At 61.2% G+C, this 17,179-nt stretch carries 15 protein-coding genes and 2 tRNA genes; 6 read left to right on the forward strand and 11 right to left on the reverse strand.

The genetic code is table 11. From position 1 onward, the window contains the following. Positions 1 to 28: 28 nt before the first annotated feature. The 7 genes from MESS2_RS20295 to MESS2_RS20325 all read right to left on the reverse strand — a co-directional run bounded on the left by MESS2_RS20295 (position 29) and on the right by MESS2_RS20325 (position 9,172). Positions 29 to 1,300 (reverse strand): OmpP1/FadL family transporter, encoded by a 1,272-nt coding sequence (locus tag MESS2_RS20295; RefSeq protein ID WP_008876312.1) that lies wholly within the window; start codon positions 1,298 to 1,300, stop codon positions 29 to 31. A 462-nt stretch (positions 1,301 to 1,762) separates the two neighbouring features. Beyond that, positions 1,763 to 4,549: a valine--tRNA ligase gene (locus tag MESS2_RS20300; protein ID WP_008876314.1), complete on the reverse strand. Its 2,787-nt coding sequence runs from the start codon at positions 4,547 to 4,549 to the stop codon at positions 1,763 to 1,765. 434 nt (positions 4,550 to 4,983) lie between these two features. Next, positions 4,984 to 5,898, reverse strand: a complete 915-nt coding sequence (locus MESS2_RS20305) for a DUF2497 domain-containing protein (RefSeq protein WP_008876315.1) — start codon at positions 5,896 to 5,898, stop codon at positions 4,984 to 4,986. A 240-nt stretch (positions 5,899 to 6,138) separates the two neighbouring features. Further along, positions 6,139 to 7,527 carry a TolC family outer membrane protein gene (locus MESS2_RS20310; RefSeq protein WP_008876316.1) on the reverse strand — a complete coding sequence of 463 codons (1,389 nt, stop codon included), beginning with the start codon at positions 7,525 to 7,527 and terminating at the stop codon, positions 6,139 to 6,141. A 185-nt stretch (positions 7,528 to 7,712) separates the two neighbouring features. Beyond that, positions 7,713 to 8,381 carry a protein-L-isoaspartate O-methyltransferase family protein gene (locus MESS2_RS20315; RefSeq protein WP_040593569.1) on the reverse strand — a complete coding sequence of 223 codons (669 nt, stop codon included), beginning with the start codon at positions 8,379 to 8,381 and terminating at the stop codon, positions 7,713 to 7,715. Between the two features lie 116 nt (positions 8,382 to 8,497). Further along, a tRNA-Cys gene (locus MESS2_RS20320) sits at positions 8,498 to 8,571 on the reverse strand. Between the two features lie 340 nt (positions 8,572 to 8,911). Then, positions 8,912 to 9,172, reverse strand: a complete 261-nt coding sequence (locus MESS2_RS20325) for a hypothetical protein (protein ID WP_008876318.1) — start codon at positions 9,170 to 9,172, stop codon at positions 8,912 to 8,914. A gap of 221 nt (positions 9,173 to 9,393) precedes the next feature. On the opposite strand from MESS2_RS20325, the gene MESS2_RS20330 reads away from it, so the two are divergent. Further along, a tRNA-Asn gene (locus MESS2_RS20330) sits at positions 9,394 to 9,468 on the forward strand. A 106-nt stretch (positions 9,469 to 9,574) separates the two neighbouring features. On the opposite strand, the gene MESS2_RS20335 is transcribed toward MESS2_RS20330, so the two are convergent. Then, positions 9,575 to 10,552 (reverse strand): bile acid:sodium symporter, encoded by a 978-nt coding sequence (locus MESS2_RS20335; RefSeq protein WP_008876319.1) that lies wholly within the window; start codon positions 10,550 to 10,552, stop codon positions 9,575 to 9,577. Positions 10,553 to 10,567: 15 nt separating this feature from the next. Beyond that, positions 10,568 to 11,035 (reverse strand): MerR family transcriptional regulator, encoded by a 468-nt coding sequence (locus MESS2_RS20340; RefSeq protein ID WP_040593571.1) that lies wholly within the window; start codon positions 11,033 to 11,035, stop codon positions 10,568 to 10,570. Between the two features lie 462 nt (positions 11,036 to 11,497). On the opposite strand from MESS2_RS20340, the gene MESS2_RS20345 reads away from it, so the two are divergent. Genes MESS2_RS20345 through MESS2_RS32405 form a run of 3 tightly spaced genes read left to right on the forward strand, consistent with a single transcriptional unit; the run spans position 11,498 to position 12,937 of the window. Then, positions 11,498 to 12,034 carry a thioredoxin family protein gene (locus MESS2_RS20345; RefSeq protein WP_008876322.1) on the forward strand — a complete coding sequence of 179 codons (537 nt, stop codon included), beginning with the start codon at positions 11,498 to 11,500 and terminating at the stop codon, positions 12,032 to 12,034. 38 nt (positions 12,035 to 12,072) lie between these two features. After that, positions 12,073 to 12,714, forward strand: coding sequence for a redoxin domain-containing protein (locus MESS2_RS20350; RefSeq protein ID WP_008876324.1), 642 nt, complete (start codon positions 12,073 to 12,075; stop codon positions 12,712 to 12,714). Between the two features lie 25 nt (positions 12,715 to 12,739). Next, positions 12,740 to 12,937 (forward strand): hypothetical protein, encoded by a 198-nt coding sequence (locus tag MESS2_RS32405; protein ID WP_008876325.1) that lies wholly within the window; start codon positions 12,740 to 12,742, stop codon positions 12,935 to 12,937. Between the two features lie 197 nt (positions 12,938 to 13,134). Here the strand turns inward: MESS2_RS32405 and MESS2_RS33460 are convergent, their stop codons facing one another. Next, on the reverse strand, positions 13,135 to 13,260 hold the full coding sequence (locus MESS2_RS33460; protein WP_008876326.1) for a type IV toxin-antitoxin system AbiEi family antitoxin domain-containing protein: 126 nt from the start codon (positions 13,258 to 13,260) through the stop codon (positions 13,135 to 13,137). A 312-nt stretch (positions 13,261 to 13,572) separates the two neighbouring features. Next, positions 13,573 to 14,466, reverse strand: a complete 894-nt coding sequence (locus MESS2_RS20355) for a LysR substrate-binding domain-containing protein (RefSeq protein WP_008876327.1) — start codon at positions 14,464 to 14,466, stop codon at positions 13,573 to 13,575. 102 nt (positions 14,467 to 14,568) lie between these two features. Between MESS2_RS20355 and MESS2_RS20360 the strand changes: the two genes are divergently transcribed. Then, a complete protein-coding gene (locus tag MESS2_RS20360; protein ID WP_008876328.1) occupies positions 14,569 to 15,768 on the forward strand; it encodes a trans-sulfuration enzyme family protein in 1,200 nt (399 codons plus the stop codon). Between the two features lie 125 nt (positions 15,769 to 15,893). Next, a partial coding sequence (locus tag MESS2_RS20365) for a M20/M25/M40 family metallo-hydrolase (RefSeq protein ID WP_167332457.1) occupies positions 15,894 to 17,179 on the forward strand: 1,286 nt, incomplete at its 3' end.

The following is a 17,179-nucleotide window of genomic DNA, read 5'->3' on the forward strand; positions in this document are numbered from 1 at the left end:
GGCCTTTTTGTCATTTGATTCTAAAAGCTTACCACTTCACCTTCAACGAAGTTGAGATCGCCGAAACAAGATCGTTACCAAAGTCAGCGGTATATTCCGTGCCATAGGTAACACCGTCGTCGCCAACAACTGGATGTATCGATCCGCTGGTTAGCACTCCGAGCGCGCCACCAAAACGCACCTCGATATTTTGGGTCGGCGTATAGGCCACGCCTCCCGCTACAGTCCACGTATCGGTTTGGCCGCTCAGCCCAGTGGTCGTTCCCCGATCCCAGGTAAGTGTGGCCGCGCCGCTCCACTGATCATTGAACTTGTGACCGATGCCGCCTGAAACCGTCCAGCCATCTCTGTAAAGCAGGTCGAGCGAGGTGGCACGAACCGGACTGGTCGAGGTGCAGGCAGCCAAGCCCTTGGTCGCAGTCGGGCAGAAAGGAATGCTCTGCAATACGCTCCAGTTCATCCATTTGATAGATCCGAACGCAAGCCAGCCCGGCGCAATACCCGACTGAACCTTGAGTTCCAGCGAGTCAGGCACCTCGGACGAGCCATAGACGTCAGTTATGCGACCCAAGAGCGGGTTTGTGGGATCGACGACACTGGCGATTTGGCGCAGATCCACCGTTCCACTCAAATTGTCGATCTTGACCGCCGAGTTATAGACCAGGCTGGCGCGCAGCGCGATGTCCGGAATCTCATAGGCAACACCGGCCCGCCATCCCCACCCATCTCCTTCGAGATCGAGGCGCCCTATGCCTGTACCAAGAAAGGCAGGAATAGGGGCGACCAATCGCGTTTTGAATCCCGAAACGTCCTCATGGAATACACCGCCAATGAAACGCAACTGACCTTTGCTAAGGTCGAATTTGTATGAGCACGTCGCGCCGAACGCTTCGCTTTCCACCTTGGTCTCTATATTGCTGTTGGCGCCCATCCAATTGGCGCCGGGATTGCTGTGCGCGCCGATTGGCTGCGAATAGTCCCCCAAGCAATCAACATTTCCCATACCGATCTTGATGCCGGCGCGAGGCACCCAATAATTCTCGGTATCGCGTGCTGTCGTAGAGCCACCGCCGATACCGTTCGAGCCGATACCGTCAGAAGGGTCGGTGTCCACGACATTCTTGAGGTCGCGCTGCGGCATCACATAGGTCCCGGAAACCTCGCCGGTGACCTGCGACGGATCGAACAGAAGATCGATGTTGTAGCCGCCGCGCTCGAGGCCGCCGGCATGCACCGTCCCGATCAGAGCCAGCGAAAAGCACCCCGCCCCCAGCAGCGCTTTCAGACTCGATTTATTCATCAAATTCCTCCCCGAATATTAGTGCCTTAGAGCTAGAACCAATTCAGGTTAATGGTGCAACAACGAATTCCCGACGCGTACATGTACGCCTCGGTCGAATGCATTTTCGACAAAGTCCATGCATTCGCCACAGAAGTGGAAACCCGCCTTCTGGTCTCAAATCGACGAAAAAAATCAGAAAAAACCGCTCAAAATGACGCGAAAACAGCGTATTCAGGGCAAGTTGGCCCCATTGTTACATTATGGCAACAATGGGGCTAAAATGTTCCGTTTACGTCAAAATTAACGCTGCGGAATGCCTGTTTTTGAGGCAGGAAGGCTAGCGCATGACCCCGAAAATCGGAATCGATTTTCGGAAAGGATCATGCGCAAAACAAAGGTGCTACAGCGCCCTTCGCGCGTCCAAACGGATGCGCGGCGCTGTAGGCTCGAAGCAGCTTTCGTGACACGCGAATCTACCAATCAACTGGCATCGCGAACCCGTGCCAGCGCCACCGAAAGCTTCTCTTGCGCCTCGCGATATTCGGCAAGTTTTTCGCGCTCGGCCTCCACCACCTCTTCCGGCGCATTGGCGACGAATTTCTCGTTCGACAGCTTCTTGTGCAGGCGGGCGATCTCCTCGGTCACTTTGGCCAGTTCCTTCTGCAGCCGCGCCGCTTCGGCGGCGAGATCGATCAGGCTGCCGAGCGGCAGGCAGATGGTCGCCTCGTTGAGCACGATCTGGGCAGAGCCCTTGGGGGCTGCGTCCGCCAGTGAAATATCGCCGACCCGCGCCAATCGCTTGATGGCAGGGGCATGGCGATCGAGCCGCTGGCGTGTTTCCTCGCTGACGCCGATCAACACCAGTGGCGCGATTGCCGCCGGCGGCACGTTCATTTCCGAGCGCACTGAACGGATGCCTGAGACAAGATCGACCAGCCAGTTGATGTCGGCGGCCGCTGCCGCATCCTCGAAGTCGGGCGACGGCCATGCGGCATGGCAAAGCAGCGACGGCCGTTCCTGGCCCTCCTCGCCGGCCGTTTCAGCCCACAATTCTTCGGTCATGAACGGCATCATCGGATGCAGAAGCTTGTAGATCTCGTCGAGCACGAAGGCGACGCAAGCCCGGCTTTCAGCCTTGGCGGCCTCGTCAGTGCCCATGAAGACCGGCTTCAGCAGTTCCAGATACCAGTCACAGAACAGGTTCCAGACAAAGCGGTAGGCAGCACCCGCCGCCTCGTTGAAGCGGTAGGAGGTGATGCCATCCGTTATCTCCCGTGTCGCACGCGTCAGCTCCGTAAGGATCCAGCGGTTGACCGCCAGCTTGGCGTCATTCAGCCAGAAATCGTCATTTCTCGCGACCTCGTTCATCTCGGCAAAGCGCGTCGCGTTCCACAGCTTGGTGCCGAAATTCCGATAGCCGGCGATGCGGGCGGGATCGAGCTTCACGTCGCGCCCCTGCGCTGCCATCACGGTCAGCGTGAAGCGCAGCGCATCGGCGCCGTATTCGTCGATGAGGTCGAGCGGATCGACGACGTTGCCTTTCGACTTCGACATCTTCTGCCCGTTCTTGTCGCGCACCAGCGCGTGCATATAGACGGTATGGAACGGCTCCTCGCCCATGAAATGCAGGCCCATCATCATCATGCGGGCGACCCAGAAGAAGATCAGGTCGAAGCCGGTCACCAGCACGTCGGTCTGGTAGTAGGTCTTGAGCTCGGGCGTCTGGTCCGGCCAGCCGAGCGTCGAGAATGGCCACAGCGCCGACGAGAACCAGGTGTCGAGCACGTCCTCGTCGCGGGTCAGGATCTCGCCCGGCTGGAAGTTCTCGAGCTTGTCCTCGACCCAGGCCTTCCATGGCCCTTCCAGCGCCAGGTAGTATTCGATCGCCGCTGCGAGTGCCTCTTCCTCAGTCTTCTCGACAAAGACGCGTCCGTCCGGCCCGTACCAGGCCGGGATCTGGTGGCCCCACCAGAGCTGGCGCGAAATGCACCAGGGTTCAATGTTTTCCATCCACTGGAAGTACGTCTTCTCCCAGTTGCCAGGTATGATCTTGGTACGGCCTTCGCGCACCGAGGCAATCGCCGGCTTGGCCAGCTCCGCCGCGTTCGCATACCATTGTTCGGTCAGGAACGGTTCGATCGGCACGCCGCCGCGATCGCCATGCGGCACGGCGTGGCGATGCGGCTCGACCTTTTCGAGGAATCCGTTCGCCTCCATCAATTCGACGATCTTCTTGCGTGCAGCGAAACGGTCGAGCCCGTCGAGTTCGTCCCAGACCGCCTGCCGCTCCGGCGTCACTTCGAGACCGGCGAGAAAATCCTCATTGTCCCTCAGGGTCACCGCCGCCTCGACGGTGAGGATGTTGATCGCCGGCAGCTTGTGGCGCCTGCCGACCTCGAAGTCGTTGAAGTCATGCGCCGGCGTGATCTTGACCGCGCCCGAGCCCTTTTCCGGATCGGAGTACGCGTCCGCCACCACCGGGATCTTGCGGCCGACGATCGGCAGCACGAGGTTCTTGCCGACCAGGTGCCGAAAACGCTCGTCGTCGGGGTGCACCGCAACGGCCGTGTCGCCCAGCATCGTCTCGGGGCGCGTCGTCGCCACCGTGATGAAGGTCTTCGGGTTTTCCGGATCGAAGGCCACGCCCCCGACCGGATAGCGGAAGTGCCACAGATTGCCGTTGACCTCCTGCTGCTCGACCTCGAGATCGGAGATCGCGGTCAAGAGCTTCGGGTCCCAGTTCACAAGGCGCTTGTCCTTGTAGATCAGCCCTTCCTTGTAGAGCGTCACGAATACTTCGAGCACGGCCCTGGACAGGCCCTCGTCCATGGTGAAGCGCTCCCGGCTCCAGTCGGCCGAAGCGCCGAGCCGCTTCAACTGGTTGAGGATCGCGCCGCCGGATTCGGCTTTCCACTCCCAGACTTTCTCGATGAACTCTTCGCGCGTCAGGTCGCGGCGATGGATCTGTCTCTCCATGAGCTGACGCTCGACCACCATCTGCGTGGCGATGCCGGCATGGTCCATGCCGGGCTGCCACAGCACGTTCTTGCCGCGCATGCGCTCGAAGCGCACCAATATGTCCTGCAGCGTGTTGTTGAGCGCATGGCCCATGTGCAGCGAGCCGGTGACGTTCGGCGGCGGGATGACGATGGTGAAGGCTTCGGCCCCCTCCTCGGCCCCTGCGCCGGCACGAAACGCGTCGGCCTCTTCCCAGAGTTTGGCGATCTTCGGCTCGACAGTTTTGGCGTCGTAGGTTTTTTCAAGCATGGAAAGGCGTCCGAGCTGTCGGGATTTGTTGGGTTTGGTGTAAATCGGAAGGCAGTTGGCAAGTCAACCAGCCTCGGGCCGCAGATGGCCTGGCTGATAGATAGCGCCGGGATGGTTCGGTACAACTCGCGGAAGTGATCGCCGCAGGGTAATCGCTTCAGGTTTGCGCTGCCCCTCTGCCCTGCCCGTCCTCCGCAGCAACTGCGGAGGGTGGACCGGGCATTTCTCCCCGTATAGTGACGGGGAGAAAAAGCTTGCACTGAAGCTTTCGCCAATCGCGAACGCTGCAGAAAAGACGCCGAGGGTCGCGACAAGCCCATTCTCCCCGTCACTACACGGGGAGAAGGTGCCGGCAGGCGGATGAGGGGCAGCGCCGACTTCGACACTCAACAAAACGCCGCCCAGAGGCAACGTTTGGCCCTGGTCCCTGAAACTTACTGCGCGCCGCGCGCGACGCGCTCGATTTCCTCACGCACCAGCCGTTCGACCAGTGTCGGCAGATTGTTGTCCAGCCAATCCTGCAACATGGGCCGCAGCATCTCTTCGGCCATCTCGTCGAAGGTTTTCTTGCTGCGGTTGGCAAACGCATCGGAAAGCTCGCCGAAGGCAGCGGCAACCTGCCGGCCCGTATGCTCGGAAAGGATCGCGGGACGAGAGGTCAGTGCCTCGACTGCGGCCGGCGGCGCCGATACGCTTTGGGGCTGGATGTCCTCGAAAGCAGGTTCGGCCGCCGCCGCGTCCTCGAAAACCTCGACCTTCGGTCCGGCGTCCGGCGTCCGGCGCAGCTCGGATTTGTCCGGGGCGGCAGCCTTGTCCGTCTTGGCCGCGGTCTCGCCGACTGCGGCGATCTCCCGTCGCCAATCGGCAACGACGGCCGTCTCCGCAACCGTTGCAGCCGCAGGCGCATCCGGCCTGGTGGCCGGGGCCGGCTCGGCGGTAACCCTGGCGCTCATCTGTGCAAGCGTTACCGGCGCTTTGACCGGAGCCGGATCGGATCGCACTGGCGGCTCCACGCGTGCGATGACGGGGGCGGCCTGTATCTCCGCCCGCGTGGCCGGCCTCCTGGCATCCAGTCCTGGACGCAATTCAGCGCGAAAAGCATCCACTTCAGGTGCCGCCTCGGCTACCTCCGGTTGAGTCTTGCCTACCGCCGGCTGCGCCCCGCGTGCCTCCGATGGCGCCATGCCTGCCGCCGATGCCGACAGGGGAACAGACGCCAAATCCTGAAGCAGGTCATCCGCTTCGCCCGGCTGCTTGCGGCCGGTGTCGCTGTCCTCGATGATCCTTCTGATGGAAGCCAGTATTTCTTCCATGGAAGGTTCGCGCTGCACGCTGCTTGCCGTCGCCATCGTCACATCCGCCGCCCTTGTGACACGTTGCAGATTTCCACCCGATCAAACCGAATGCGAATCATGCCGACAGCGTAACCCACGGATCGCCTTGCGAGAATCCCCAATCTGACGGCGTTTTGGATTTCAACAGATTAGAGCCCGCGCGTCCTTCCGACACGCGGGCTCTAATGCCTTGATATGCAAGTAATATGAATCAACCGGCTTTGCAGCCGTGGGCAGATTTAAGCCGCTGGCAAATCAGCGACCATCCGGCGTGCGCAGGCCGATCCACTTGTCCTTGACGGCATTGTAATGCTCTTCCGGCCGGTATTTCGTCACCTGAAGGGCGAGACGCTCGGTCGACAGGCGACCGATCGCCGAGAGGATGGCATAGCTGGCCACCACCACGTCGCGCTCGGAACTGGCCTGGTTGATCTTGGCGGTAATGACAGTGGCCTGCGCGTTGAGGACGTCGAGCGTGGTGCGCTGGCCGACATTGCGTTCCTCGATGACGCCGTTCAGCGCCAGTTGCGCGGCGTCGATCACCTTCCGGTTGGCAGCGACGCTTTGCTGCGCGGCCGTGTATTGCGACCAGGCCGAGGCCACGGCCTGACGGACCTGGTCGCGGTTCACATCGACCTCGATCCGCGCCTGGCTGAGCGATTCCTTGTTCTGGCGCACAATCGCCGAGGTACGGCCACCCGAATAGATCGGTATGGTGAGCGTGGCGCCGACGCTGGCCGAATTGGTCGTGCCATCCTGCGTGGCGAAGGCGCCAGGCACGGTGTTGCGATAGGCGCTTGAAACACCGGCGGAAGCGGAAAGCTGCGGCAGCAACGCGCCCTCGGCCGATTTCACCGAAAATGCCGCAGCGTCGACGAGATGCTGGGTAGCAAGGATGGCCGGATGCTCGTTCGCCGCAATCCCGATCGCGGCCTCAAGGCTCCGGGGCAAGAGCTTCGACACTGGCGAAGCGCCCCTAAGCTTGCCGGGCTCGTCGCCGACGATCTGGTGATAGGTCGCGGCACTTGCCAGCGCCTGTGCGCGGGCGGCGGCCAGTTGTGCCACGGCCGAGGCGCGTGAGGCGTCGGCCTGCGCCACGTCGGTGCGGGTGCCCTCGCCGACCTCGAAGCGCGAGCGCGCCGCGCGTGCCTGCTCGGTCAGGAATTGCAGATTCTGTTCGGTCAGCACCGCAATCTGGCGGTCGCGAATGACGTCCATATAGGCGCTTGCCGCGTTGAACAGGATGTTCTCTTCGGTGTTGCGCAGGGTCTCGACCGAGGCGCGGACCTGAGCTTCGGCGGCGGCGACATTGTTCCTGGTCTGAAAGCCGTCGAACAGGGTTTGGTCGATCTGGATGCCGAAGTTGCCCGTGGTCAAGGCCACGCTTCGGTTCGAGCCGTTAAGATGGCTGCTGGAGTAATCGATGCTCGCGGAACCATTGATGGTCGGACGCCAGCCCGACTTGGCGATGGCGACGCTCTCGTCGGTGACGCGGACGCCGGCGCGGGCCGAATTCAGTTGCGAATTGTTCTGATAGGCCTTTGAAAGCGCGCCGGTGATGGTTTCCGCCGAGGCGGCCAGCGGAGAAAGCGCGGTCGCGGAAACAAGGACGGCGGCAAAAAGGCTCTTGCGTACAGACGGCACGTTATATTCCCTCATTCGTTTTGCACGGGAACCGCGCAACGCCAGCCTATCTTCTTGATCAGCCGGCGCCGCGTTTTCATCGTTCCCCCGCTGATAGCCCCCAGAATTGCCCGGTTATGCCGATCAACAACGATTGTTCAAACGCAAGCGAACATGACAGCGCCTTTGCTGCAAGGCAAAACCGCTCAGAATTCAAATGCATGGATGCGTTCAAATCCCGGTAGTGGCTTAATTGCCGCATTAAATGCGCGTCTTCCGGTTACACCCCCCCCAGTTCTCAGAAATAAACGGGCCACGCCCGAATTTCCCTGCCCCTCGACCGCCACAAGACGTCCGCCCTCCGCAAGCTGGTCAAGCAGCGGCGCCGGAACCTTGCCGACGCTGCCGCCGATGAAGATGACATCGTATGGCGCCGCCGCGGCATGGCCTTCCGGCAGCGATCCCTTGACCACGGTGACATTGTCGCAGCCCAGCGTCGAAAGCGTCGACATGGCGGCCTCGGCCAGCATCGAATCGCTTTCCAGCGCAACGACGGACTTTGCCAGCCGCGACAGGATTGCCGACGCGTAGCCGGTGCCGCAGCCGACATCGAGCACCGAATCACCGGGGGTGATCTCGGCCAGTTGCATCAGCTTGGCCAGCGGCGAAGGCTCCATGAGATAGCGCGGACCATCCGCTCCATCGGCAATGCGGATGTCCTCGTCGATATAGGCAAGAGCGCTTTGGCCGGGGGCGACAAAGGCCTCGCGCGGCACGGAAAGCATCGCATCGATGAGCGGCGCGCTGGTCACGTCGGTGGTGCGGATCTGGCCATCGACCATCTTTACCCGGCGTTCGGCAAAATCAGCGCTCATTTTCCTACCAATCCGCCCAAACTCAATCCGCCCAGACTTAGTCCGTTTGCCGCGCCAGCGGCTCATTTCGATCGGAACCCTGGCCCTCGACGCTGGCGCGCGGGGGCTGGGGCGCCTGGAGGCCTCGCCCGGAATCGAACCGGGGTGCAAGGATTTGCAGTCCTCTGCGTAACCACTCCGCCACGAGGCCTCATTGCTTCCGGCGTTCCACCCGGTTCCAATAGGTTGCGGCGAAAATGGCGTCAAGCGGCCATGGTGCATTCCGGACGGTTTCCCCTCGGCATCGTGCCGTGTCTCAATATGCCATGTGTCGAATCGTCGATACGCATATTGCGATTAGTATATTAGTCAATTGTTAAACACCAAATATGGCGAAGGGAAGCCCTGAACCTGAACCGCGCGTCAGGCGGACAGGCTGGCCACTCTCAAGGGGATTTGCGAGGACTTGGAGCAACGCTCAGCGCATCGCCCGATAGGTCGAGCGAGCTTTGCCCAAAATTTTTGGGGGCTGCCGATTTCGGCGCGAATCCTCATTTCGAGCGTCGCCGTCGCTCCCACCAGACGACGAGCCGGCGCCGGTGGCGGCGCACCAAGGCAAACTCGTAGGAGAGCACCAGCAATCCGATCGGAATCATCCAGAAACCCAGGATGGGCAGGAAGCCGAGGATGCCGCCGAAGATCAGGACGGCCCCGATCGCGATCCTGCGGCCGCGCGAGCGCGGCATGGTGAACTCGCGGCCGAAGACCGATATTTTCCGTGCCGGCACCTGATTGTCGCTTGCTGCGCTCATGTGTGGGCGATGATCCGTTGGGTAAGTAAAAGCATCAGCAAACGAAAGCCGCAACCGCCTTTTCGGTTCCGCGCTCCCCGCCGAACCGCTCATATGAGGATGCGAACGCGCGATTGCGAGAAATCGCCGACCGAAAAAAGCACCGAGAAAATACGAAATGCTTCTTTGCAAAGCCGAAACGGGTTTGCTATAGGCTGCGCCACTCACATGAGAGCCTCTGTTCCCCGGTAGCTCAGTGGTAGAGCAACCGGCTGTTAACCGGTTGGTCGCTGGTTCGAATCCGGCCCGGGGAGCCAACGCCCTTTCTGCGCTGTGGCGCGCTATAACCGCCCAAGACCCTCGAACCTACGACCTAGCCTAGCCGACTATCCGCGCCGTTGTGCGGCTAGGTAAGCGACAAAGTCACTTTTGTGTCGCGATTGCGTTACCAAGCCGAGGGATGGCGCGGATGTAGACCAGCTCGAAGATGAGCTCGACCAGTGTCTGGGTCACGATGATCGCCGGCAGCACGGGCACGGCTCCGGGGACCGCGAGTGCCAGAGGAAGCACCACGAGCGAGTTGCGCGTGGCAGAGCTGAAGGCGACGCTGCGTGCCTCCGCGGCTTCGAGCCTGAACAGGCGTGCAACACCCCATCCGACGAAGGGCGCGAGAAGCCCAAAGGCGATGTAGATTGGTACAACCACGAGCACGGCACCGAGCGCCTGCTCAAGCTGTGGCACGACGGCGGCCACGACCACAAACAGCACGAGCGCGGTTGCGGGGACCGGAAGTATCCCCAATGCGGCAGCGATTTTCGCACCACGTTCACCGCGCCCGGCCCAGAGTTGAACGAGTGCGGCCAATGCAAGCGGGATGACGATCAGCCACAGGAAGGCATGGAGGAAGGGCCCGATCTGAACCACGGCGGCGGCCTCCATGCCCAGGAACAGTCCGAGATAGAGCGGCAACAGCGGTATCTGCAGGAGGAGCAGGACGGGTGTCGCGGCGAGAAGCAGCTTTGCGTCGGCGCGGCCGAGATGGGCGAACGTCACGACATAGTCGACGCAGGGCGTGAGCAGCACCAGCAGCACACCCAGCCTGAGCAGCGGATCGCCGGGCATCACCTGGAACAGTATGCCGACGAGGAGCGGAATTGCGACAAAATTTGAGAGCAGCAACGGCAGCGTAAATCGTACGCGGCCGAACGCTCGTCCAAGTTCGACCAGCGGGACCTGCAAAAACGTGACGAACAACATGAACGCGAGTGCCGGGTTGATCGCCGCCTCAAGCGCCGTTGTCCCGGGAACAAGCAGGGCAACGGCTGTCGCGATCGCGACCGCACCGAAATAGATCTGGACTTGACGGCTCTCCAGATGATTCCGGATATCTTGGTCAACCACGAAAATTCCTCTCGCCTAAGGCTTGGCCTGAGTGCCGCAGCAGCCGGCGATCGGGGTGGACTTCTGGCGCTCTCCTCCGAGGTCTTCGAAGATGCTGCAGTTCGAGGCGGGCCCGCCGAGACAGATTTGGTTGCAGGCGTCGACATACCCTTCGAGGCTCCGCTGCAGCTCTTGCAACTCCGTCATTTTGCGGCGCACTTCGACAAGATGAGCCTGGGCCAGATCGCGCGCCTCCGTGCAGGAACGTCGGTCATCCCCGGCCAAGCGCGTCAACTCCCGGATCTGCGCGTGGGTAAACCCGAAATCGCGACAGCGCCGAATGAAGGTCAAACGCTCGACGAGCGACCGGTCGTACACGCGATGACCGCCGGCGAGCCTCGAGGGCTCCGGCAGCAGGCCTTCCTGCTCGAAATAGCGGATGTTGGCGGATTTGACCCCGGTCAGGCGGGCCAGTTCCCCAATGCGATAATTTTGTCGCGTCACGGCGTCCTCTCAGAAACGTGAGCAATGAAGGCTTGAACTTCAAGTAACTAGAAGATGCAGGATGCCGAAGCAAGAGTCGTTCGGGATCCCCGATGCAACGCGTCGTTCATTTATCTGTCATTGCAATCCTTTTCCTTACGGTCGTCCTCGGTGGTCGGTCAGTCGCTCAGCTATCAGTTTCGGCCCCTGCTACCCACGCATCTCTCGTTGCCGACATCGATGCTGTTCAGCCGGGCCAAACCTTCTGGGCCGCGCTTCGTCTCGCACCGCCCGACGACTGGTACACATATTGGCGCAATCCAGGCGATGCCGGCCTTCCCACCTCGTTGAGCTGGCAACCGGCCTGGTGAGCTTCGGCTATCACGGCGAAACGTTCCTCCCGATCCGCATCACCGTGTCACCGGTCCCGTTCGCCTCAAGGCCAAGGCGAGCTGGCAGACAGGGCCCGATGGCGTCGTCCGCATGCTGTCGGGCGCGGTCCTGCTCACCTTCGCGCTCTGGCTTGTCGGTACGGTCGCGATGAGCGGGCTCGTCGTCAGGCGAGTTGCGCAGGCGGCAGCCATCGCCGTTGCTCTTGGGACCGCCTGGCTCGTGTTGCCCCTCGGCTCCCAACCGTCCGAATCCGCCGTGCGGGCCAGCGGCAGTGCGGAAGCCTATTCGGACGGCCGGCTTGCGGAATATCGCGCAGCCGGGCGACCGGTGTTCGTCAACGCAACCGCGGCCTGGTGCGTGACGTGCATCGTAAACGAACGCGTCGCACTCAGCAGCGATGTCGTGAAGGACGCCTTCGCCAAGGCCAACATTGCCTATCTCAAGGCCGACTGGACCAATCAGGATCCGACGATCACCGCTTTTCTCGAGCGTTTCGGCCGAGCCGGAGTGCCCCTCTACGTCTTCTATCCGCCGGGCCAGATCGAGCCCGTGGTGCTGCCCCAGATACTCACGCCCTCGATCGTGGTCGACGCCATCACTCCGGTGACGGCTGCCTCCGCGTCATAGACACCAATTTCCAACGCGTAACTCAAGGAGAATACATCATGCCCCTCAGTCGCCGTCATCTCTTCACATTTGCCGCTTCCGCCGGTGCAGCGATTGGTACCGCTGCGCTCGTAGCCTCCTGGCCAACGACCGGCGCCGCTGCCGCCGCAACGGTCGGGCAGCCGGCTCCGGACTTCGCCGTTGTCGATACCGGCGGACAGGTGCGGAAGCTGGGCGACTTCCGCGGCAAGATCGTCGTTCTCGAGTGGACCAGCCCATCCTGTCCTTTCGTCGGAGCCCACTACAAGAGCGGCAACATGCAGGCGCTTCAACGCTGGGCCACGCAGCAGGGCGTGATCTGGCTGTCGGTACTGTCGACGCATCCCTCGCGGTCCGACTATCTGCCCACTCCTCAGGCTGCAGCGTTCAACAACGAAAGGAATGCCGCTCCGACCGCGCTGCTGATGGACGAGGACGGCAAGCTCGGCATGAGCTACGGCGCCCGCACGACGCCGCATATGTTCGTCGTCGCGGCCGACGGTACATTGGCCTACGCCGGCGCCATCGATGAAGGTCCGAGCCCCGATCCGACGACCAAGCGCAACTACGTCCGACTGGCGATCGAGGATCTGATGGCGCAGCGGCCCGTGAAAACAGCCTCGACGCGTTCATACGGCTGCGGCGTCGGATATGGCGGCTAATAACGAACACCGAAGGGAACGTAGCATGACCAGCAAGAAACTCGGTCTGGGTGTCGTAGCGGCGTGCGGCGTAGCATGCGCCGCCCCGCTTTTTGCCTCTTCGGTGGCGGCGCTGGCCGCAGGTCTCAGCATTGGCAGCTTCTCGACCGGTAGCCTGCTGGCCGGAGTGTGTGCTGTCGGCGCTGTAGGCCTCGCAACCGCGGTGCTGATTCGGCGTCCTTAGGTTGTGTCTGGATTGCGGAGCCAAGCCGAGCCCGCTGGTGGATTCTCGCCCGGCCGCGCGTTTGAACTGAGGACAGTTCGGCAAACGCCACCGACATCGGCATGTTCGCAAGGCCAGAAGGGTGGTTGCTGCGGTCCCGGAGAACCAAGCACGGCTGAGTGAATGCCGGTCTCCACGAAGCCTTGCGACGTAGCAGGTCAAGCTGCCACACGGCCAACCGCCCGATAAAGGCCGTAGCCTACCTTGATAAGCAGACCCTCGTCGCACATCCGGGCAAGATAGCAGCGGGGGACGCCGATTGCGGTCAGTTCGGCCGTTCGCACCTCTCCCGCTGGCGGGCCAGGGCAACGGCACGCTCCCTCAGCGAGGGCTTCGGGCCGCCGGCGAGGCGTAGAGCTTCTGCGCGATCCCGGTCGCGCTTGCGCATTTTAGGCAGATCTGGCGCAGTTGGGAGTAGGGAGATCGAAAACTCGTAGTTCGCATCTTCTACGACCCCGGCGAGCCACCGTCTTTTCTACGCCATGGCGCGATACTGCGCGCCAGCGTGCGATTTTTTCCCTGCGCTTCGATCCGCTTCGCTTCTGCTGGAATGGCTCGCACACCACTTCAGGGGACACGATCTGTGGCAGTGAAGCTTATCGTACTTCGGCCAACCTTGAGCGCTCTTCAATCAATGCGTCAGCCATCTCGGTGACGATTCTCGACTTCTTCTGGTTTGGAAAAAGCATGAGCGTTCTGAAGCTTACGGATGGGACCAGCGGCCGTAACGTCACCCCCCGCTCGATGTATCCCGTCGCAGTTATCGGGTCCACAATGCCACAGCCCAGTCCTGCCAGAACCAACGCGCATACCGTCGATGAATAGGCAGTCTCAACCACCACCTGCGGCGCCACGCCGTACTTGGCGAAAATGGCTTCGGCTTCGTGGCGGGTCGTATCCTCAGGAGCCAGTGCGACGAAAGGCAGGCGATCAAGATCGGCGGGATGCACTACTTCTTTCTCGGCCAGCGGATGTCCGGGAGGTATGGCCAAGGCTGCGGGGATTTCCGCGAACGGTGTTGCCTCAACTCCGTTTGTGTCAATTTCATCCGCGGTGATCGCGATGTCGAGTTGGTTCGCGGCTATCATGTCGCGAATCGACGAGGAACCGCTGACATAGAACGAAACAGCTACTTTGGGGTTCTGCTGTCGGAACCTGGCGATGGCGTTTGGCAGCAGGTTCGTGCTGAAGGCCGAAAGGCAGGCAATGCGGATATCGCCCGAACCGTAGTCACGGATGCGGGCCGCCGCACTTCGTAGCTTGGCCAAGCCTGCTAGCGATATCTGAACCTCGCGGAAGAAGAGCTGCCCCTCTGCCGAGGGAATCATGCGCCCTTTTTCCCGGTCGAACAGCTTGAAGCCGATCGAGCGCTCCAGCGACATTATCGCCTTGCTTACGGCGGGCTGGGACATGCCCAGAATCTCCGCGGCCCGCGAGGTCGTCCCGTAGGTCATGACCGCCTGGTAAGTTTCGATTAACCGAACATCCATGTGAAGTCCTATAACCGAAAAGAATAGAAGTGCCATTTGTTGGTATTGGACGGGATATGTCGCCGCATGTCAACGTTGGCGCCATCACGGAGACGGGCTAGAATGCATGATGACACAAGGTCGGTAACGAGGCTATCGGTCAGCCTGGAAGGCTATGACAGCCTGACGGTTCCAATACATCGCGCCTCGACAATCCGGTATCCTGATGCCGCGTCCTTCGCGGCCCGGTTCGAGCGCAGTGCGGACGGCTATGTCTATGGGCTCTATGGAACGCCCACTCACCGGTACCTGGAGAAGAAAATCACCGAACTGGAAGAGGGCGCCCGCACACTGTTGGTGCCTTCCGGTCAGGCCGCTGTCGCTTGTTCCATACTGGCCCTCGTTGCCGCAGGGGAGAAGGTACTCATACCCGACACGGTGTATGGCCCCGTGCGCGACTTTGCCACGCATGAGCTGGCCGCGCTTGGCATTGAGGCCGTCTTCTACGATCCCGTCGATTTGTGCGCTCTAGGCTCACTTATTGATGCCCGGACGCGGCTCGTATGGACAGAGTCTCCAGGGTCGATAACGCTGGAGATGCAGGACATACCGGCGATCGTCCTGATGGCCCACGCCAAAGGAGCACTCGTCGGGTGCGATAACACATGGGCTTCTCCCCTCAACTTCAGGCCGATCCGCCATGGGGTGGATATTGTTGCGGAGGCTCTCAGCAAACATTTCTCCGGCCACTCCGATTTAGTCCTGGGTTCGATCACCACAAGGGACGACACGCTGGGTCTGAAACTCAAAGCCTCCCTCGGAAGACTGGGCATTGGCACATCGCCGGACGACTGTGTACTTTTGGCTCGCGGGCTAGAGACCCTGGCGGTACGTCTCGAAAGATCCAATGCATCCGGCCTTCAAATCGCGGCTTGGCTCGCGGGACATCCATGCGTGGAAATGGTGATCCACCCTGCACTGCCCGGGAATCCTGGCCACGAAATCTGGAAGCGCGATTTCAGCGGTGCCTGTGGTGTCTTCACTTTCGCGCTGAAGGAGCAGTACGCAGACCAGGCATTTGTTGCTCTGGATGCCCTACAGTTGATCTCCATTGGCGCATCGTGGGGAGGAACCAAGAGCCTGATCGCGCCATCCACCGTGAAGGGTCTGCGAACCGTGCGGCCCTGGACGGGTCCGGACTACCTCTTTCGCGTGAATGTGGGGCTCGAACATCCCGACGATCTCAAGGACGATTTGGCGCGCTTCTTCACAGCGCTGACCGAAAGCGAGAGAAATGAACCGCGCACCGCCTTCAGCGGCTGACCCGATATATAGATTCCACAAATACATTGAACGCAGTGCAGTATCAAAAAAGAATGAACGATGTCGTATGACGCAGCCAATCCATCGGAGCTTCAATGAGCGACATCGACCTCGTCCTTGACCATGTGGAAGCCAAGCTGCCTGTTTCGATCGACAAGTTCGTACGATTTCTGGCCTTTCCATCCGTATCCAGCCAGCCGGATGGCAGAGAAGGAATCGCCGCCTGCGCAGAGTGGCTTCGGTCCGAACTGGCAAGCTTGGGCCTTGAGACACAGGTTATCGCGACCGACGGTCATCCCGTGGTCATGGGCAAGTCACGGCCGCGAGACGGCTACCTAAGGGTCCTGCTATACGGTCACTACGATGTGCAGCCGGTAGAACCCCTCGACGCATGGGAGACGCCGCCATTCGAACCGGCTTGCAGGAACGAGAACGACCTGGTGCGGATTTACGCGCGCGGCGCGTCGGACAGCAAGAGCCAGGTCTGGTCCGTTATCGAGGCACTCCGCGCCTGGAAGGAGACCCAAGGCGGGTTTCCGGTCGATGTGACGGTGCTCTTGGAGGGAGAAGAGGAAACAGGTTCGCCCAGCCTTCCCGCCTTTATCGATGCGCATCACGACGAACTTTCCTGCGACGTCGCCTTCATCAGCGACAGCGACATGTGGTCTCCGACCAGGCCCGCCATCACGACGCGTCTGAAGGGATTGCTGCATGAGAAGATCACGATCGTCGCGCCCAATGGCGACCTTCATTCCGGCCACTTCGGGAATGTAGCGGCCAATCCGGTGCGTACACTCGCCAAGATCCTCACCTCCATTCACGATGACGAGGGGCGGGTCAGGATCGATGGCTTTTACGATGGCGTCCGGCCGGTGCCTGCAACGCTGCGGGAGCAATGGGGGTCTCTCGATCTCCAAGAGGCTCTTGCCGGTGTCTCGGTCGCCGGAGCCGTCCAGGAAGTCGGGCATGGCGCGATCGAGTTGATGTGGAGCCGGCCCGGCATCGATTTCAACGGCATAGTTGGTGGCAACACCGGACCTGGCGAGCGATCGGTCCTTCCCTCGTCGGCCTCGGCGCGACTGTCATTCCGCCTCGTCGACGAGCAGAAGCCGGAGCGCATCCGATCTTTGTTCAGGAAGTTTGTCGAAGCGCGCCTTCCTGACGGCTGCCGTGTGGAATTTGAGGGCGCCGGTGGAAACTCCGCAGTGTCGGTGAACGAAGCCAGCCGATTCATGGCAGCCACGGCGCGCGCGCTTGACGCCGAATGGCCGGAGCCGACCCTGATCAAGGGAACCGGAGGCGCGATACCACTCGTAGGACTTCTTACCGATGGCCTTGGCGTAGATTGCATCATCACGGGCTTCATCCTCGCCGATGATGCCATTCATGCCCCGAATGAACGCTATGACGT

Origin of the sequence: Mesorhizobium metallidurans STM 2683 (genome assembly GCF_000350085.1) — a bacterium.
Taxonomy (GTDB): domain Bacteria; phylum Pseudomonadota; class Alphaproteobacteria; order Rhizobiales; family Rhizobiaceae; genus Mesorhizobium; species Mesorhizobium metallidurans.

Excerpts from the sequence above, each read along its gene's own strand:
- MESS2_RS20345 (WP_008876322.1), top strand. The coding sequence starts at position 11,498 with ATGCTGTCGGGCGCGGTCCTGCTCACCTTCGCGCTCTGGCTTGTCGGT.
- MESS2_RS32405 (WP_008876325.1), top strand. The coding sequence starts at position 12,740 with ATGACCAGCAAGAAACTCGGTCTGGGTGTCGTAGCGGCGTGCGGCGTA.
- MESS2_RS20295 (WP_008876312.1), bottom strand. The coding sequence starts at position 1,300 with ATGAATAAATCGAGTCTGAAAGCGCTGCTGGGGGCGGGGTGCTTTTCG.
- MESS2_RS20325 (WP_008876318.1), bottom strand. The coding sequence starts at position 9,172 with ATGAGCGCAGCAAGCGACAATCAGGTGCCGGCACGGAAAATATCGGTC.
- MESS2_RS20350 (WP_008876324.1), top strand. The coding sequence starts at position 12,073 with ATGCCCCTCAGTCGCCGTCATCTCTTCACATTTGCCGCTTCCGCCGGT.
- MESS2_RS20300 (WP_008876314.1), bottom strand. The coding sequence starts at position 4,549 with ATGCTTGAAAAAACCTACGACGCCAAAACTGTCGAGCCGAAGATCGCC.
- MESS2_RS20360 (WP_008876328.1), top strand. The coding sequence starts at position 14,569 with ATGCATGATGACACAAGGTCGGTAACGAGGCTATCGGTCAGCCTGGAA.
- MESS2_RS20305 (WP_008876315.1), bottom strand. The coding sequence starts at position 5,898 with ATGGCGACGGCAAGCAGCGTGCAGCGCGAACCTTCCATGGAAGAAATA.
- MESS2_RS20355 (WP_008876327.1), bottom strand. The coding sequence starts at position 14,466 with ATGGATGTTCGGTTAATCGAAACTTACCAGGCGGTCATGACCTACGGG.
- MESS2_RS20315 (WP_040593569.1), bottom strand. The coding sequence starts at position 8,381 with ATGAGCGCTGATTTTGCCGAACGCCGGGTAAAGATGGTCGATGGCCAG.